This window comes from Qipengyuania intermedia (assembly GCF_019711615.1).
Taxonomy (GTDB): Bacteria; Pseudomonadota; Alphaproteobacteria; order Sphingomonadales; family Sphingomonadaceae; genus Qipengyuania; species Qipengyuania intermedia.
Genome location: NZ_JAIGNS010000001.1, coordinates 482,067 through 498,683, shown reverse-complemented (window position 1 = coordinate 498,683; position 16,617 = coordinate 482,067). Strand labels below are relative to the sequence as shown.

13 protein-coding genes and 1 tRNA gene are annotated in these 16,617 nt (G+C 61.1%); 7 read left to right on the top strand and 7 right to left on the bottom strand.

What is annotated here, in order from left to right; genetic code table 11:
- Positions 1-27 precede the first annotated feature (27 nt).
- Positions 28-606 (top strand): CHAP domain-containing protein, encoded by a 579-nt coding sequence (locus K3179_RS02505; RefSeq protein ID WP_221562320.1) that lies wholly within the window; start codon positions 28-30, stop codon positions 604-606.
- Here K3179_RS02505 and K3179_RS02500 read toward each other — a convergent pair whose 3' ends face one another.
- Both K3179_RS02500 and K3179_RS02495 read right to left on the bottom strand, forming a co-directional pair.
- Positions 607-891, bottom strand: a complete 285-nt coding sequence (locus tag K3179_RS02500) for a DUF3297 family protein (protein WP_160594318.1) — start codon at positions 889-891, stop codon at positions 607-609.
- A gap of 54 nt (positions 892-945) precedes the next feature.
- Positions 946-1,191: a hypothetical protein gene (locus K3179_RS02495; RefSeq protein WP_221562319.1), complete on the bottom strand. Its 246-nt coding sequence runs from the start codon at positions 1,189-1,191 to the stop codon at positions 946-948.
- Positions 1,192-1,338: 147 nt separating this feature from the next.
- Here K3179_RS02495 and K3179_RS02490 point away from each other — a divergent pair.
- Together K3179_RS02490 and tig are read left to right on the top strand one after the other, a co-directional pair.
- A tRNA-Leu gene (locus K3179_RS02490) sits at positions 1,339-1,423 on the top strand.
- Positions 1,424-1,491: 68 nt separating this feature from the next.
- The gene (gene tig / locus K3179_RS02485) at positions 1,492-3,093 is read left to right on the top strand and encodes a trigger factor (RefSeq protein ID WP_221562318.1); all 1,602 of its coding nucleotides are present in this window, start codon (positions 1,492-1,494) and stop codon (positions 3,091-3,093) included.
- 69 nt (positions 3,094-3,162) lie between these two features.
- Here the strand turns inward: tig and K3179_RS02480 are convergent, their stop codons facing one another.
- Genes K3179_RS02480 through K3179_RS02470 form a run of 3 tightly spaced genes read right to left on the bottom strand, consistent with a single transcriptional unit; the run spans position 3,163 to position 8,218 of the window.
- Entirely contained in the window at positions 3,163-4,536 is a 1,374-nt protein-coding gene (locus tag K3179_RS02480) for a cation:proton antiporter (RefSeq protein ID WP_221562317.1), read from the bottom strand.
- Positions 4,537-4,542: 6 nt separating this feature from the next.
- Complete coding sequence (locus K3179_RS02475) at positions 4,543-6,084, bottom strand: amidase (protein ID WP_221562316.1); 1,542 nt, start codon at positions 6,082-6,084, stop codon at positions 4,543-4,545.
- A gap of 40 nt (positions 6,085-6,124) precedes the next feature.
- The gene (locus K3179_RS02470) at positions 6,125-8,218 is read right to left on the bottom strand and encodes a TonB-dependent receptor plug domain-containing protein (protein WP_247712771.1); all 2,094 of its coding nucleotides are present in this window, start codon (positions 8,216-8,218) and stop codon (positions 6,125-6,127) included.
- Positions 8,219-8,431: 213 nt separating this feature from the next.
- On the opposite strand from K3179_RS02470, the gene K3179_RS02465 reads away from it, so the two are divergent.
- From K3179_RS02465 to K3179_RS02455, 3 genes are all read left to right on the top strand, one after another.
- Positions 8,432-9,145, top strand: a complete 714-nt coding sequence (locus K3179_RS02465) for an ATP-dependent Clp protease proteolytic subunit (protein ID WP_221562314.1) — start codon at positions 8,432-8,434, stop codon at positions 9,143-9,145.
- 191 nt (positions 9,146-9,336) lie between these two features.
- Positions 9,337-10,602, top strand: a complete 1,266-nt coding sequence (gene clpX / locus K3179_RS02460) for an ATP-dependent Clp protease ATP-binding subunit ClpX (protein ID WP_221562313.1) — start codon at positions 9,337-9,339, stop codon at positions 10,600-10,602.
- 147 nt (positions 10,603-10,749) lie between these two features.
- Positions 10,750-11,424, top strand: a complete 675-nt coding sequence (locus tag K3179_RS02455; RefSeq protein ID WP_345721856.1) for a response regulator transcription factor — start codon at positions 10,750-10,752, stop codon at positions 11,422-11,424.
- Between the two features lie 74 nt (positions 11,425-11,498).
- Here K3179_RS02455 and K3179_RS02450 read toward each other — a convergent pair whose 3' ends face one another.
- Positions 11,499-14,252 carry a TonB-dependent receptor domain-containing protein gene (locus tag K3179_RS02450; RefSeq protein ID WP_221562312.1) on the bottom strand — a complete coding sequence of 918 codons (2,754 nt, stop codon included), beginning with the start codon at positions 14,250-14,252 and terminating at the stop codon, positions 11,499-11,501.
- Between the two features lie 108 nt (positions 14,253-14,360).
- Positions 14,361-15,935 carry a hypothetical protein gene (locus tag K3179_RS02445; RefSeq protein ID WP_221562311.1) on the bottom strand — a complete coding sequence of 525 codons (1,575 nt, stop codon included), beginning with the start codon at positions 15,933-15,935 and terminating at the stop codon, positions 14,361-14,363.
- 265 nt (positions 15,936-16,200) lie between these two features.
- Here K3179_RS02445 and K3179_RS02440 point away from each other — a divergent pair, with 265 nt between their 5' ends.
- Positions 16,201-16,584, top strand: a complete 384-nt coding sequence (locus tag K3179_RS02440; protein ID WP_221562310.1) for a hypothetical protein — start codon at positions 16,201-16,203, stop codon at positions 16,582-16,584.
- The last annotated feature ends 33 nt before the right edge of the window (positions 16,585-16,617 follow it).

Genomic DNA, 16,617 nt, shown 5'->3' with positions numbered 1-16,617 from the left:
TAACCACGACGCGCTATCCCTTGCGTCATGGGTACGAAAAGGATCGCCGCAACGCTCTTTGCTGCCTGCCTCGCTCAGGAGGCACCGGCGCTTGCGAACAGCGAAACCGACGAGTTGAGCGCCTATATCCAGTGCGCTCCTTATGCCCGCGAAATTTCCGGTATCGAAATTTATGGCGATGCGCGGACCTGGTGGACCCAGGCGCAGGCCCGCTACGAAACGGGAAACCTGCCGCGAGAAGGCGCGGTGATGGCTTTTCGCCCCCACCGTTCGATGCAGCTTGGCCATGTCGCAACGGTTAGCAGGGTGCTCGATTCGCGGAGAGTGCTGCTCGATCACGCCAACTGGTCGCCGATCGACGGCAAGCGGGGGCAGGTCGAGAAAAACGTTCTCGCCATCGACGTATCGCCCAACAACGACTGGAGCGAGGTGCGGGTCTGGTACGCGCCCATCGCGGATGTAGGGAAAACGCGCTGGCCGATCGAAGGCTTTATCTACGCGGACGAGCGAAGCGACCTCGAAAATGCGCTGCGCCCACAGATTGCAACAGCGCGTCCCGATCCCTCGAAAAACTTCTTGTCGGCTTTCGCCGATTACGCGGACTGATCAGTCCGCCTTGCGAACCGGCGCGTCGTCGCCAAGATCTTCGTACCAGGCTTCAACCGGACCATTAAGCTTGAGCGTCAGGGGATTGCCCTTGCGGTCCAGCGTCTTTCCCGCCTGAACACGAACCCAGCCGCCCGAAATCGAATATTCCTCGATATCGGTACGCTGACGCCCTTTGAAGCGGATGCCGACGCCGCGCTTGAGCACTTCGACGTCGAACTTGTCGCTCTTCGGATTAACCGAAAGCTGGTCGGGCGGAAGGTCGGTTTTGGTGTCTTCGCTCATGGAGCGCGCCCCTAATCCGGCTTTGATCGTGCTGCAAGGCCAATCCGCCAAAGCTCAATCGGGTGGCATGACCGCCGCGTCCATGGCGATCTCGCCCGCGCCGTCCTTACCGCCTTCCATTGCCGCGCCCATGCGCTGCTCTGCCTTCTCGTCTTTCGCGTCGGGTGCGCCGCGGTCCTGGAGCACATCGCCTTCGCGTTCTCCTTCTTCCGCCATTTCGCGAGCGGTCTTGGGATCGGCATCCGGGTCGATCGCAGGCGGGGTTGCGGGAGGAATAGCCGGTTTGTCGTAATCACTCATGGGAATTTCCTTTCCCTTCCCGAACGAAGGCGGTGCACAGGCTGTTCCTGCGTCTATCGCCGCGCTTGCCCTTTTCGCCCGACACGACTAGAGGCACGCGCCTATACGCGTAGCGTGCCGCGCTAACGCGCAGCTTCGTTCGGGTTAGCGGGCGTGGCGGAATTGGTAGACGCGCTGGTTTTAGGTACCAGTATCGCAAGATGTGGGGGTTCGAGTCCCTTCGCCCGCACCAATCCGTCGCGAACACGTTCAGCCTTCGCGCCTTATTAGACACTTGGAAAGTCACGAGTTCTCAAACCCATGCAGATCAAAGAAACCGCCAACGACGGCCTGAAGCGCGCCTACACGATCACCCTGACCGCCAAGGAAATCGACGGACGTGTCGATGCGGAGGTCGCCAAGATCGCCCCGCAGGTGAAAATGCCCGGCTTCCGCCCTGGCAAGGTTCCCGCGAATCTCGTTCGCAAGATGCATGGCGAGCAGCTTCACGCTCAGTCGCTCAACGACATGATCCGCGAATCGGTCGACAAGGTGATGGCCGACAACGAACTGCGCCCTGCCATGCAGCCCAAGGTCGAACTGAACGAAGGCTATGAAGAAGGTAAGGACGCTGAGATTTCGGTCGAACTCGAAATCCTGCCCGAAGTCGAAGCACCGTCGACCGACGGTCTTGAAATCGAGCGCCTGACCGTTCCTGTTTCCGACGAGCAGGTGATGGATGCCATCAAGACGCTCGCCGACAACAACAAGAGCTACAAGGACGCTGCCAAGTCCAAGAAGGCAGCCGATGGCGACCAGTTGATCATCGATTTCGTCGGCCGCGTCGACGGCGAGGAATTCGAAGGCGGCAAGGCAGAGAACACTCCGCTGGTCCTGGGTTCGGGCATGTTCATCCCGGGCTTCGAAGAACAGCTCACCGGCACCAAGACCGGCGACAAGAAGACCATCGAAGTCACCTTCCCCGAAGATTACCAGGCACAGCACCTTGCCGGTAAGAAGGCTGAATTCGACGTCACCGTCCAGCAGGTGAAGGTCGAGGGCGAAACCACGATCGACGACGAGTTCGCGAAGAACTTCGGTCTCGACGGTCTCGACAAGCTCAAGGAACTGATGCGTGGCCAGCTCGAGCAGGAAACTGCCGGCCTTACCCGCACGCAGATGAAGCGTTCGCTGCTCGACCAGCTGGCTTCGGGCCACGATTTCGCCGTGCCGCAGGGCATGGTCGATGCCGAATTCGAACAGATCTGGACCCAGCTCCAGCAGGAAGCGGCCCGTTCGGAAGACCCCGAAGCGATGCTGAAGGAAATCGAGGACGAAAAGGACGACTATCGTTCGATCGCCGAACGCCGCGTCCGGCTTGGCCTTCTGCTGTCGGAAATCGGCCAGAAGAACAACGTTCAGGTTACGCCGAACGAGATGAGCATGCTTATCCAGCAGGCTGCGCAGCAGTACCGTGCCGAAGACCGCGAGCGGTTCATCCAGTATGTGCAGTCCGAGCCGATGGCTGCCGCCCAGCTGCGCGCGCCGCTCTATGAAGACAAGGTCGTCGACTTCCTCTTCGACAAGGCCGAGATCACCGAACGCGAAGTGACGCGCGAGGAACTCGAAGCCGCAATCGAGGCGGACGAGAGCGAAGAAGCCGCAAAGCCGAAGAAAAAGGCTGCAGCGAAGAAGAAGGCTCCGGCCAAGAAGGCTGCCGCGAAGAAGGACGACAAGAAGTCGGACGACAAGCCTGCGGCGAAAAAGTCTGCTGAAAAGAAGCCTGCTGCGAAAAAGGCTCCGGCCAAGAAGGCTGCTGCCAAGAAGGACGAGGGCGAAAAGAAAGCCCCTGCCAAGAAGGCCGCTGCCAAGAAGCCTGCCGCCAAGAAGGCACCGGCCAAGAAGGCTGCCGCAAAGAAATAAGCTCGAAAGCTTGAGCTCATCGAAGGGGCGGCGGGAGCGATCCTGCCGCCCCTTCTCTTTACCAGATTATCAGAGGGGCTTTTTCGCTTTCTCTACCGATAGGGGGGTATCATCGGGGCTCAGGCAGTCGATGGTGCTTTCTTGTCCTTCGTGGATATGGGCGCGCTTGTTTTCCACGTGGCGGATCAGAGGTCCGGCCAGCACGCCGTGCACGACGACCGAGACGAGGATGATAAAGCTGGCCGTCGCCCACAAGAGGTCTAGACCTTCGAAATCGGCGTGGTTCTGGCCGTAGGCGAGGTAGTAGATTGACCCCATGCCGCGTACGCCCAGAAATGCGACTGCAAACTTGCCCACCAGCGGCAGGTCGCAATTCGCTTCGGCCAACAGGCCCGCGAGTGGGCGGATGATGAAGATCAGCGCGAGGCCGACCAGGGCTGCAGGCCAGGTCAGCGCATCCAGCACGCCGCTCGCCAGCATCGCACCGAAGCTGAAGAGGACGGCGACAAGCACGATCTGCTCGATCTGGTCGATGAAGTGGTGGCTGAGCTTGTGGTACCGGCTGCGGTTTTCGCGTTGGCGGGCGGTCACGGCACCGACAAAGACGGCGATAAAGCCGTACCCTTCGACCATTTCGGCAAGACCATAGCCCAAGAGGAGCGTTCCGAGCACGATCAGACCTTCGCTGGTCGAATATTTTGGTTGCTTGGCCAAGTCCCCTTCTTCTTCATCTTCGACGTCTTCCATGGAGACGTCGGCTTCGCGTTCGAACACGTACCAGGCACCGGCCCGTCCCACGATCCAGCCCATGGCAACGCCTGCGACGATCCGCCAGACGAGGTCGAGCGCTGCCCATTCCAGCGTCCAAGCGCCGAGCGAGGTCATGCCGACGGCGGCGATGGCGAGGTAGGTAAAGGGAAAGGCGAGGCCATCGTTGAGGCCGGCCTCTACCGTCAGCGAAAAGCGCACGTCGTGCCGCTCGTTCTCGCCCGGCGGCCCGACCTGGACGCTGCGGGCGAGTACGGGGTCGGTGGGCGCCATCGCTGCGCCGAGCAGCAATGCCGATGCAGGCGCAAGGCCCAGCGCCCACCACCCGAGCAGCGAGACCGCGAGGATCGTCAGCGGCATTGCGATAAGCAGCAGGGGCCAGATCTGACGCCAGTTTTTCCAATTGGCAGGCCGGTCGATCGCGATGCCTGCCGCCATCAGCGATGCGATGACGATGAATTCGGTCACGTATTCAAGCGCAACGGCATCGAAGCCGTCGACGGTGGGGTTGATGTGCGGCAGGCCGAGCGGCAGCGAGAACAGCACATAGCCGACCCCGACGTAGACTATGGGGAGCGATAGCCAGAACCGCGCCAGCCATTTTTCGAGCGATACGGCCAGTATCAGGCCAAGCCCGAAGATGACGAACATCAATATGCGCGGATCGAATTCCATGCGCTATTACTCTTCGGCGTCGCTATCGGGTTCCCATCTTTGGAAGGATGGCTCCGGAATAGTGGCGCTTCGGACTGCTTCGTAAGCGGCACCGACTTGCAGCACTTCGAAATCTCGCCACTTCGCGCCGAAGAAGCTGATGCCGACCGGAAGGCGTTCGATCGCTCCCATGGGCACGGTCAGATGAGGGTAGCCGGCGATCGCAGCAGGCGAGCCGAAGCCGATGCTGCCGTTGAAATTGTCGCCGTTCACGAGATCGCTCGTCCACGTGGGACCGCGCGTGGGCGCGACGAGGAATTCGACGTCGTGCTGCGCCAGCAGCGCGTCCAGCGTCTCTTCACCCGCGATCCTGACGGCGTTCTTGCGCGCTTCCTCGTAAGCGCCGCGGTCGGTCGTCGTCTCCGCCAATTCGAAGAGCCCCTGGCCGAACCATCGCATCTCTTCGCTCGCATTGAACTTGTTGAAGGCGATCACTTCGGCGAGCGTGCGCGGCAGGTTTTCACCCGGCAGGCTGGCGAGATATTTGCCCATCTCCTCGCGCAATTCGAACATCAGCACGGTGAAGCTGTCTTCGTACATCTGCCCGTTCACGTCGAATTCGATGTCGACCAGAACCGCTCCGGCTTTCTCGAGGTCGGACAGGGCTTGCTCGAAGACTTCGGCAACATCGGCGCGATTGCCGATCTGCTTGCGCATCACACCGATCCGCTTCCCGGCAAGCGAAAAGTCTGCCAGCCCATTGAAATAATCAGCCCTGCGCGGAACGCCGACAGTTGCCGCATCAGCGGCGTCTTCGCCTGCGATAGCGGTAAGCAACAGCGCGGCGTCGGCGACCGTGCGTGTCATCGGCCCGGCGGTGTCCTGCGTGCTAGAAATCGGCACCACGTGTCTCCGGCTGACGAGACCGACGCTCGGCTTGAAGCCGACGATCCCGTTGATGCTGGCAGGGCATGTGATGGAGCCGTTGGTCTCGGTACCGATGGCGGCCCAGGCGAGGCCCGCCGCCACGGCCGACCCGCTCCCGGAGGACGATCCGCAGCTGTTGCGATCGATGGCGTGCGGGTTGCGGGTCAGGCCGCCGACAGCGCTCCACCCGCTGGTCGAGGAATCGTCCCGGATATTGGCCCATTCGGACAGGTTCGTCTTGCCGAGCACCAGCCCGCCTGCGCGGCGCAAGTTCGCGATAAGAGGTGCATCGCGCCCGGTCATATTGTCGACCAGGGCAAGGCTGCCTGCAGTCGTTGGCCATTCACGGGTTTCGATATTGTCTTTCACCAGCACGGTTCGCGCCGCGAGCAGGCTGGCTGCATTGATGACCTGTGCTTCATCGCCCGGATCGGGGTCATAGGCGATGACGGCGTTGAGCGTCGGTCCTGCATCGTCGAGCGCGGCAATCCTTTGCGCATAAAGGCGCGCCGTCTCTGCCGCGTCGGGAGCACGCTCCGACACATCAATCGGCTCATTGGCAGGAGGCGTCGCTACCTCCTGTGCTGCGAGCGGGGTGGCACATGCGAACAGCGCAGCGGCGCTAAGGAGGCGAGGCGTCATGACGCCTTCCTGCCACAGCCATCAGGCTTTGCAAATCTGGCTAGAAGTCCCCGCTGACCGAGAAGCGGAAGATCGGGCCGATCCGGCGGTCGACCTCCTCGCTGAAAAGTACATCGCCATCGGGTCGCGGACCATCGAAAACAGTACGCGAAAAATAGTTTCGCGCGCCGAATGCGTTGCCGTAATTGGCCCGGACGGTGAGGCCGAACACGTCCTTGTTCTCGATGAAGAAGTTCGCGAATGTCGGTCCTTCCCAGCCGCGTCCGATTTCGAACCTGCGCGAATAACCCGCAGGATTGTTCGAGAACAGGCTCACCCCGTAAGCCCAGTCGGTGCGCGGGACATCGTGGCGGAAATCCACGTCGATCATATCGATAAGGTCGTAGGAAAAGGGGCGATCCTCACCCGTAAATGGGTCCGTCACGCTCATCCAGCGCTTCACCGCGTCGAAATCGACGCGTGCGCCCTTTATTCCGAGCGGGTCGAGATTGAGCGTTCCGGAGAGTTCCAGATGCAGGCGATCCGCACTGCCGATATTGCCGCGCGCCTCCCCGCCGTCAGCGAGAGGGAACCAGTCGATGAAATCCTCGAACCAGCCCTGACGTGCCTCGAACTTGACCGAGCCCCATTTGCCGAGGCCCTTGTTGACCTCGAGCTCGAGATCCCAGCTCTGATATGGCACGAGCTCGTTATTGCCGCCGTTCTCGTTCTCGTCGTTGAGCGAAACGCTGGCGAGGAAATCCCCGAAAGACAGCTGGCTGACCCGGCGGGCCGCGGTGACCGAGATGTCGAGATCGTCCTCGGGTTTCCATGTCAGGGCAAGCGAGCCCTTGGGCCGTTTGAAGCTACGCGAGTTCGCAGCAACACCTGTCTGCTCGATGGTCGAAAATTCCGCCGATGCGATAGCCTGAAGGGAAAGCGTCGGCGACAGGCTCTTCGAATAGCTGAGTGCTCCCTCGTAACGATCCTCGCTCACGCCGCCGTTCCCGCCGGGAAAGGGGATGGGCTCGAACTCGCCGCCCGGACCCAGCATGAAAAGAGCGGAAACGCGGTCCAGGCGGTTGAAGGCAGCCTCGCCAGACACTTGCCAGTCGGCATCCCACATCGACCAGCCATATTCGAACCGGCCGATCCGCTCGCCTTCGCCATTGGTCTGGTGATAACGCGAACCATTCGGCAGCGTGTCGTCGTCGAAGCGATCGATCAGATCATTGGTGAAATTGTCGCGCTCGAAGCGTTCGAGAGCGATCAGCTTGAGCTTGCCGGGGCCAAGCGGGAATTCGATATCGCCGCCTATTTCATATTCGGGACCATTTTCGCGGACGCGCACATCGCGAAACCGCATCGGGCCGATGATCGGTTTGCCGGTTTCGGGCACGTTGTTGAATTGAAAATCCTCGCCGTAACTCAGGTTGAGATTCGCGGTAACGTCCTCGCCAAACCGGTACGTGAAATTCGTCGAGAGTTTCGGGTTGTCGAACCCGCCAGAAAACTTGGAATACTGTTCTTCGATCAGGGAGCCGTCCGGCCCGAATACCAGCGTGGGACCGTCCGCTCCGAAGCGGTTGTTGTCGTTGGAAAGGGAGACGGTGTAATCCAGCCGTCCGCTGCTTCCCGAGAGCGAGATTTCTCCGCCGAACAGTTGCGCCTCGGTGTTGTAGGCGCGAAAGCCCGTGTTCCAGCGAAACTGGCCCGACGGTCCCGTGCTTTCGTAAATGACGTTGGCAACCAGGCCGGTAAGGCCGGGAATGTCGGTCGTGTTGCCATCGACCAGCTCGATCCGGATTACGTCGTCAGCCGGGATGCGCGCCAACTGGTCTCGCAGGCTGTCGGACTTGCTGGAAAAACGCTCTCCGTTCACGATGACGTTCTGGTTGGCCTGGCCCAGGCCGCGCTGCCCGTTGTCGTTGCCGCCAGAGATGCTGAAGCCGGGAATGCGGCTTACCATGTCGAGCGCATTACGCGGGGCGAACTGCGCAAAAAAGGCGGGTTCGAACACGCGTGACCCCGTGAGCTGCGGCGCAGGCTCGCTCGGTGGAGCGGCGGTCCGGTCGTCCGCTTCCTGGGCTTTGGCGGGCGTAGCCAGCATGGCGACGGCAGCGCAGCCACACAGGACTAAATGTCTGTTCGACAAGAGTTTTGTTCTTCTCTCCATGCCCTCCGTTTACAAATGTAGGCGAATGACGGAATGCAGCATCGACAAAGGACTCGCCGAGCCCGACGAACGGCATTTTCGTCCGATGAACGGCGTGTAGCGGGCGGTAGTGGTGAGAGGCGTAGTTAAAGCCCTTGAACATCGCGGCAGCTATCGCGACATAGACGCGAACCAATCGATACGAGGAATTTCATGATCAACCTGTTCGGCGACGATGCACACGGCACCCAAGGCCAGTTTACCCGCGATCCCGTGACGGGGGCGCTGGTGCCGACCGTTGTCGAACAATCGAGCCGCGGCGAACGCGCCTTCGATATCTTCAGCCGCCTGCTGCGCGAACGCATCGTGTTCGTGACGGGCCAGGTCGAAGATACGATGGCTTCGCTGATCGTGGCGCAGCTGCTGTTCCTCGAAAGCGAGAACCCTTCCAAGCCGATCAGCATGTACATCAACTCGCCGGGCGGCGTGGTTACGGCCGGCATGGCGATCCACGATACCATGCAGTACATCAAGCCTCGCGTGTCGACAGTCTGCATCGGTCAGGCCGCTTCCATGGGCAGCTTCCTGCTGGCCGCGGGCGAGCCGGGCATGCGTATCGCGCTGCCCAATGCCCGCGTCATGGTGCACCAGCCTTCGGGCGGCGCACGCGGCATGGCATCGGACATCGAAATCCAGGCACGCGAGATCCTGCGCATCCGCAAGCGGATGAACGATCTCTACGTGAAATACACCGGCCAGAGCCTGACCGACATCGAAAAGGCGATGGATCGCGACACCTTCCTCGAAGCCGACGAAGCCATGAAATTCGGCATTGTCGACAAGGTGTTCGAGGCGCGTCCGGAAAACGAAGGCGACGACGAGCCCACCAAGGACGAAGACAAGGGTTCGGGCGGCGCGCCTGACTAAACAGTGTTGATCGGCACGGGATTTTCCGTCCCGCCGCCGGACTGTTGCGAAATTGTCGTAGGAATTGAGCAACCTTGCCGCTTCAGCTTGTGGCAAGGGGATGGAATTACCTAGGATATTGACCCAATCCCGCACCGGCCTAGAGTCGGCGAATCCCAGTCTGTGGGCGGATCAGCGGGGCAGAGCAGGAAATGACCAAGTTGAGCGGAACTGATAGCAAATCCACGCTGTACTGCAGCTTCTGCGGAAAATCGCAGCACGAAGTTCGCAAGCTGATCGCGGGCCCGACCGTGTTCATCTGCGATGAATGCGTGGAATTGTGCAACGACATCATTCGCGAAGAAACCAAGGCCGGCATTTCGGGGAAGAAGGACGGCGACGTCCCGACCCCGTCGGAAATCTTCGCTACGTTGAACGATTACGTGATCGGCCAGGACCGTGCGAAGCGCGTCCTCTCGGTCGCCGTGCACAATCACTACAAGCGCCTGAAGCATGCCGGTAAGGCCGGCGATGTCGAACTGGCAAAGTCGAACATCCTGCTCGTCGGCCCCACCGGCTCGGGCAAGACGCTGCTCGCGCAGACGCTGGCGCGCACGTTCGACGTACCGTTCACGATGGCCGATGCGACCACGCTGACCGAAGCCGGTTACGTGGGCGAGGATGTCGAGAACATCATTCTCAAGCTGCTCCAGTCTTCCGACTACAATGTCGAAAAGGCGCAGCACGGCATCGTCTACATCGACGAAATCGACAAGATCACCCGCAAGGCCGAAAATCCCTCCATCACCCGCGACGTTTCGGGTGAAGGCGTGCAGCAGGCACTGCTCAAGCTGATGGAAGGCACCACTGCCAGCGTGCCGCCGCAGGGCGGCCGCAAGCATCCGCAGCAGGAATTCCTGCAGGTCGACACCACGAACATCCTCTTCATCTGTGGTGGGGCCTTCGCAGGCCTTGAAAAAATCATCGCCGACCGCCTGCAGAAGCGTTCGATCGGCTTCGGCGCGCATGTCGCCGATCCGGACAAGCGCCGCGTGGGCGAGCTGCTCGAAAAGGGCGAGCCGGAAGATCTTCTGAAGTTCGGCCTAATTCCCGAATTCGTCGGACGTCTGCCGGTCATCGCGACGCTGCGCGACCTCGATGTCGATGCTTTGGTTACCATCCTGACCGAGCCGAAGAACGCGCTGGTCAAGCAGTACCAGAAACTGTTCGAGCTCGAAGACGTCGAACTGACGTTCCAGGAAGACGCGCTCAGGACGGTTGCCGAGAAGGCGATCAAGCGTAAGACTGGTGCCCGTGGCCTCCGCTCGATCGTGGAAGGTATTCTGCTCGACACGATGTTCGACCTGCCCGACATGGACGGCGTCACGGAGATCGTGATCGATGCCGATGTCGTGGAAGGAAAGAAGGATCCGATCCAGGTCCACGGCGGCAAGAAGAAAAAGGAAGAGGCTGCCTAAGCCTCTCTCCCCCTTCGAGAAACATGACGGCGTCCGCTTCCAGACCGAAGCGGGCGCCGTTTTGTTACAGCCTGCGAAAACCGGTCATATGGCAGTCACATCCCGCCGCCATCACCCCTGAAATAATGGGGCTTAAGGACTTCGCGGGTGAGCGTAACCACTATCTTGATGACCGGCGATGACGGGGATGTCTTCGGCGATTTCGACCATGGCGATGTGCAGTATGTGTTCGGACGTCTGACCGCTGCCGGGCCCGGACGCCTGATCGAAGGGCCGATCTGCGCCTTCATCGACTGGGTGCTGACGGAAATGTCCGGTCTGGAAATGTGCCGCCGCCTGCGGGCCGACCCTCGCACGTCGTCGGCCCACATCACGATGATCCTCGAAAGCTGCGATGCGGAAGACAAGCGGCGCGCACTGGCCGCCGGTGCGGACGATTATATCGTTGGCCCGGTTGACCGGACCACGGTGCTAGATCGGGTGCTGGCCCTTGGAACAGGGCGCTCGGGAACGGCAGCGCTCAAGACATTTACCCTCGGCGAGCTGGAAATCGATATGGATGCGCTTCAGGCGCGCTGGGCGGACAAACCCATATCGCTGCGCCCGAACGAATTTCGCCTGCTGCGCTATTTCGCCGAGAACGCGGACCGCGTTCTATCGCGCGATGATTTGATCGAGGGTCTTGGCAAGCAGGAACCGCCGATCGACGAGCGGACGGTCGATGTGTGGATCGGGCGATTGCGCCGCGCCTTACGCGCAGCCGGTGCGGGTGAGCCTATCCGGACAGTCAGATCATTGGGCTACGTCTACGACAGCCACTGATCAGCGACCGGATAAGAGAAAAGGGCCGCCTCTCGTAACGAGAAGCGGCCCTTTTCCGTTGGGAGCCGGTAGTCCTAGAATTTGAGCGAGGCACCGAGGCTGATGCTGCGGCCGACCTGATAGCTGTTCACGTCGATGCGTGTCTCGCCATTGGTCTGGAATTCCTCGTGGTCGGTGCCCGTAAGGTTGCGTGCTTCGAACTTGAGTTCCAGCTCGCTGCCGAGGAATTCGAACCCTTGGCGAGCGACGAAATCGAGCTGCAGTCCGGGCTCCTCGATGATGTCTGGCAGGGGGCCTGCACCGCGGCTCGTCACGCGCTCGCTGGCGTATTTGACCAGTACGGTGAACTGGCTGAGACGGTCGAGATCTTCGAGGCCCAATTGCAGGTTGACGATATGATCCGACTGCCCGGTCAGAGGCACGCCGTCGTCGAAGAAATTCGTCGCCGGCTGGTCTGCGAACGGAAAGACGGAAGCGATGTCATCATCGGCAACGGAGATTTTCGATTGCGTGTAGGTGTAGTTGGCAATCGCGACGAAGCGTTTGCTGTCGAACCACTCGCCAAGATCGTAGAGGTCGTAGTTCCACTCGAACTCGATCTCGCCGCCGTATAGCTGCGCCTTGGGAGCATTCGCGAAGCCCGAGATGATATCGTTGTCCGAGAAGCTGGTGAAGACCTCGATCGGGTTCTCGATATCCTTGTAGAAGCCCGCCGCGCTGATGCGGCTGCCTGCGCCGAAGTAATATTCGAGGCGCGCTTCGGTATTTATCAGTTCGCTGTCGACCAGGCGCGGGTTGCCGTTGAACTGGCGGTTCGTTTCCGGATCGAAATAGGTCTGGAAGATCAGCTCGCGGAACTGGGGCCGTGCGATCGTCTTCGATGCGCTGGCGCGGAACTGCAGGTCATCGCTGATTTCCCAGGTCAGCGTGCCGCCCGGCAGCCAATAGTCGTTGGACAGCGACGTGCCGCTGGTCGAACCCAAGGGTTCTGCAAACACCTCTACAGCCTGAACCGACTGGTCAGCGCTTTCATAGCGGACGCCTACATCCAGCGAGACCACGTCGAAGGGTGTGATCGCCAGCTTCGCATAGCCGGCGTGGATTTCAAGATCGGCCGCAAAGGCCGGATCGGTCTGGGTCGTCTCGAAGATGTTGTATTCGAACGGTCCGATACCGGCCGCTTCCTGCGCATCGCGATCGAAGCCGAGAGCGATGAGTGCATCGCCCAGGAGATTGTCCGGGCGGAATGCGCCAAATGCGTCGGGATAGGCACTCGAGGCGCGGATATCGATCTCTCGCCGCGTCGAGAACCGGCTGGTGTCGGTATAGGCATAGCCCACGGTCGCACTCAGCCAGTCGGCGAAGAAGTAGCTGACATCGGCGCCGCCGTAGTACAGGTCTTCCTTGAGGTCCGAAAAGGCGACGATCGCACCACCGCGCTGCGGGTCCAGCGTGTTGAGGAAAATTCCGCCGAGCGGATCGTTCTCGTTATTGGTGCGAACATATGTGAATTCGTACTCGAACGGGGCTTCGCGCTTGGTCTGGGCATAGCCGCCGCGCAGGTCGATCGAGAGGTCGCCGAACTCGAGCTCTGCCACACCCTGCGTATTGAACAGCTGGCGTTCGAACCATGAAGTGTCCTGGATGATTTCTTCGTCATCGTCCTGGAAATCGATACCGCGTGCGAGCGAGGCGCGCTTGAGGGTATCGTGGATAAACAAATTGGTGAGGCGGAACTTGTGCTGTCCCACTTCCAGCCCGAAGCCGAGCATGGCGTTCGCGAGCATGCGGTTGTCGGTCACGAACTGGTCGAAATCGGTGTCGAGGTCGAGCGCTTCGTTCACTGCGGTCTGGCGCGTGATGAAGCGGTTGCGCCACTTGTTGCTGAGCGATGCCGTGGCGATCACGCCGAACTGGCCGTCCTCGAACACGTCGAACGCGGTGCCGGCCGTGATGCCACCGGAGAAGTTGACCGGTAGTTCGCCCTTCTGGAGAAGGATCAGATTGGGGTCGTTGAGTTCGCCAAGGATGCCCTGGAGGTCGACATCGTCGTCGCCGATTCGTGCACCGCTGTCGAAGAAGCCTTGCAGCGCGTCGTAATTGGAAATGTCGCGGCGGCCATTGTCGAAGCCGGTCCAGTCGTAGTCGCCGCCGAAATAGGTATAGCCGGGGCCGAAGGTGGTCTCGCTATCTCCGCTGATCGAAGCCGACACGGTGACGAAGCTTTCGGTCGGAATGGCGCGGGTGGTCAGATTGATGACGCCGCCGCCGAATTCGCCGGGAAAGTTCGCGGAATAGGTCTTCTGCACCAGGCTCGATGCGACAACGCTGGTCGGGAAGATATCGAGCGGCACCACGCGGCTGAGCGGCTGCGGCGAGGGTAGGGGCAGGCCATTGAGGAGCGCGAGCGAATAGCGATCGCCGAGGCCGCGGACGTAGACGAGACCGTTGCCTTGGGTCGAAAGGCCGGTCACGCGGCCGAGCGCGCCCGCGATATCACCCTCGCCGGTGCGGGCGATGCTTTCTGTATCGAGTACGGTGATGACCTGGCTGGACGAGCGGGTCACGTCGCGCTGGCGGCGACCAGTGACGATGATCGAGCCGCCGGGAACCGAAATGTCGGGCTGGGCCTGTTCTTCGACGTCGGCGATGTCGCCGGGAACGGTATCGTTCGCGTCGTCGATATCGTCCGTCATTTCCTCGTCCGGCACCTCTGCTTCTGTCGGTGGCGGACCTTCGGCTCCGGTGCTCTGCGCCAGAGCGGCTGCCGGGAAGGTGAGGGCGGTTGAAAGCAGGAGCAGCCCTGCCAGCTGCTTGCCAGTGGACATTTGATGACCCCCTTGAAGACTAGGTCGAAACAGGTTGAGGCAACGGCCTCGAAAGATGTGAGGGCGGGGACAGCGCGTGATTGCGCCGCCCCCGCCCGGTTTGTGCAATCAGTTGTAGACCGGCAGGCTGTCGCAGCCCGACACGGCGTTATCGAACGTCACCGTCGCCGAGTTGCAGGTCCAGCCGTTCACCCAGGTGTCGTTGCCCGGGAAAGCAGCGCCGATGTTGCTCGGGCGCTCGAAGAAGCTCGACCACGCGGTCACATCGAAAACCGGCACGGCATTTTCGTTCGAACCGTTCACGAACAGCATGGACAGCGTGTTGACGAAGGCGGAGTTGTTGTTGGTGCCTGCATCGAACACCGCGCCGATTTCGGCAGCGGTAGCGCCTGAGCTGTCGCGGAAGGGCGTGGCGCAATCGAGAACGAGCGAGTCGAAAGCGACCGGGCCGGCTTCGTCGATCGCGGCGTTGGCGGCGCGGGTCAGCTCTTCTTGGCCGTCGATGCGCAGGCAGCGCGTGTCATTGGCCGAAACTACCACCGAGTTTGCGATACGGTAGTCCGCAAAGCCGCGGATGCGGATGACCTGGTCGATCGCATTCTGGTGTACGAAAGTCGCATTCGAGATGCGCGTGTCCTGGCGCGGGGTCGACTCGTTGAAAGCATTGTCGGAATCCGCTTCGATGATCGTGTCGCCTGCACCCGGGCGCTGGATCGCGATCACATATTGCAGGTTGGCCTTCACACCGGTGTCGGTGTCGATGCTGTCGTCTTCAGCGCCGACAACGATCATGTTCTTCACATTCACGCGTCCGCCGAAGAATTCGACGCCGTCATCCGAGCTGTTGTAGCTCATGATGTTCTCCAGCGTCGTGCCCGAACCGATGCCGCCAGTGGTCAGCGACTGGAGTTCGTTGTCGCCCGAAAGGACGAAGCCCGAATAGCGGATCTGGACAAACTTCATGCTGCCCGAGCTGTCGCCCGGGGTCGCGCCGCCGAAGATGGCCGGATCGGCTGCGCCTTCGACCTGGCGTTCGCAATTGACGCTGCCCGGCGTTGCGCCCGAGGCGATGCAATCGGTGACCGGAGCGCGGCCCGAAAGGACGACGCCGCCCCACTGGCCGGACGAGTTCGCACCATTGATGCCGAGGACATTGTCGCGGCTGGTGAAGATGATCGGGCGTGTGGCCGTGCCGTTGGCTTCGATCGTGTTGCCACGGTTGACGTTGAGGAAGCTCGAACCCGATGCGTAGATGATCACGCCCGGCTCGATGGTCAGTTCGACGTCGGTATCCGAAAGACCGTCGCTAGCGTCGGGAGCGGGGCCACCGTCGGTGCCCACGTCGACGCGGCCGTTCATGCGATAGAGCAGGCCTTCGATATAGGGCAGGGTGATGCTGGCGTTGATGCGCGAGGGCAGCGTGCAGACGCGGTATTCGCCGGTCGGACCCGTGATCGTGCCGTCATCGGTCAGTCCCTGAGGGTCGCTGATCGTCGGGCAGCCGTTTGCCGGCGTCACGGTCGACGGTGGCGGCGTCGGGGTCGGGGTGGGAGCAGGCGTTGCCGGCGGATTGTTGATCGTGATGTTGCCGCCGGTGCCGGGCGAGACGATTTCGTCGGCGCCGCATGCGGACAGGGCGATGGCAGAGCAGCCCAGGACGAGCGAGCGATGGATATTGGTCACGGGTACGGTCCCCTCAAAAACCGGATGAGTCGGATGAATTTCGAATTGCGAATTCGTGATCGCGACTCGCCAGCTAGGAGCGGCGTGTGACAGTTTGTGACGCTTCGTGACCGTTATGTTGCACTTTCAACAGCTTTTGCGCCGGATCGTCGAATTCGCACCCGGTTTCACAGTGCATTGCAGATTTGTGACAATGTTACGGTTTTGTTGCAGTCGTTGAAATCTTCGCTCAAAAAGCCCTTCAAGAAAGAGTGGGAGAGAAAATATGTCCTTCGCCGTCGCAGCAGCGCTTCTCGTCATGGGTAGCGGCCCGATCGAAGTCGTTTCCAACGCCGAGCCGAGTTACAATATCGGTTACGAAGAGCTGGTGGCCGGGAATCCCGCCGGTGCTCTCGAAGTGCTCGAAGCGCAGTCGGGCGACGATGCGCAGGATCCGGCGCGGCTCATCAATCACGGGGTCGCTCTGGCGCGTCTCGGTCGGCACGAGGGCGCACGTGACCGCTTCCAGCAGGCCGCCCGGCTGGACGACCGATACCGCCTGGAAACCGCTGATGGATCATGGGTCGACTCGCGTGTGCTGGCGCGTCGCGGTCTCGCGATGATCGATGAAGGACGCACCACCGGCTTCGCAGCGCTGGCCAGCCGCTAAAGCACAGGGATCACTCCGGAGGGCCCGCTTTCC

Coding starts and splice junctions, on each gene's coding strand:
- K3179_RS02505 (WP_221562320.1), top strand. CDS start 28: ATGGGTACGAAAAGGATCGCCGCAACGCTCTTTGCTGCCTGCCTCGCT.
- K3179_RS02500 (WP_160594318.1), bottom strand. CDS start 891: ATGAGCGAAGACACCAAAACCGACCTTCCGCCCGACCAGCTTTCGGTT.
- K3179_RS02495 (WP_221562319.1), bottom strand. CDS start 1,191: ATGAGTGATTACGACAAACCGGCTATTCCTCCCGCAACCCCGCCTGCG.
- tig (WP_221562318.1), top strand. CDS start 1,492: ATGCAGATCAAAGAAACCGCCAACGACGGCCTGAAGCGCGCCTACACG.
- K3179_RS02480 (WP_221562317.1), bottom strand. CDS start 4,536: ATGGAATTCGATCCGCGCATATTGATGTTCGTCATCTTCGGGCTTGGC.
- K3179_RS02475 (WP_221562316.1), bottom strand. CDS start 6,084: ATGACGCCTCGCCTCCTTAGCGCCGCTGCGCTGTTCGCATGTGCCACC.
- K3179_RS02465 (WP_221562314.1), top strand. CDS start 8,432: ATGATCAACCTGTTCGGCGACGATGCACACGGCACCCAAGGCCAGTTT.
- clpX (WP_221562313.1), top strand. CDS start 9,337: ATGACCAAGTTGAGCGGAACTGATAGCAAATCCACGCTGTACTGCAGC.
- K3179_RS02450 (WP_221562312.1), bottom strand. CDS start 14,252: ATGTCCACTGGCAAGCAGCTGGCAGGGCTGCTCCTGCTTTCAACCGCC.
- K3179_RS02440 (WP_221562310.1), top strand. CDS start 16,201: ATGTCCTTCGCCGTCGCAGCAGCGCTTCTCGTCATGGGTAGCGGCCCG.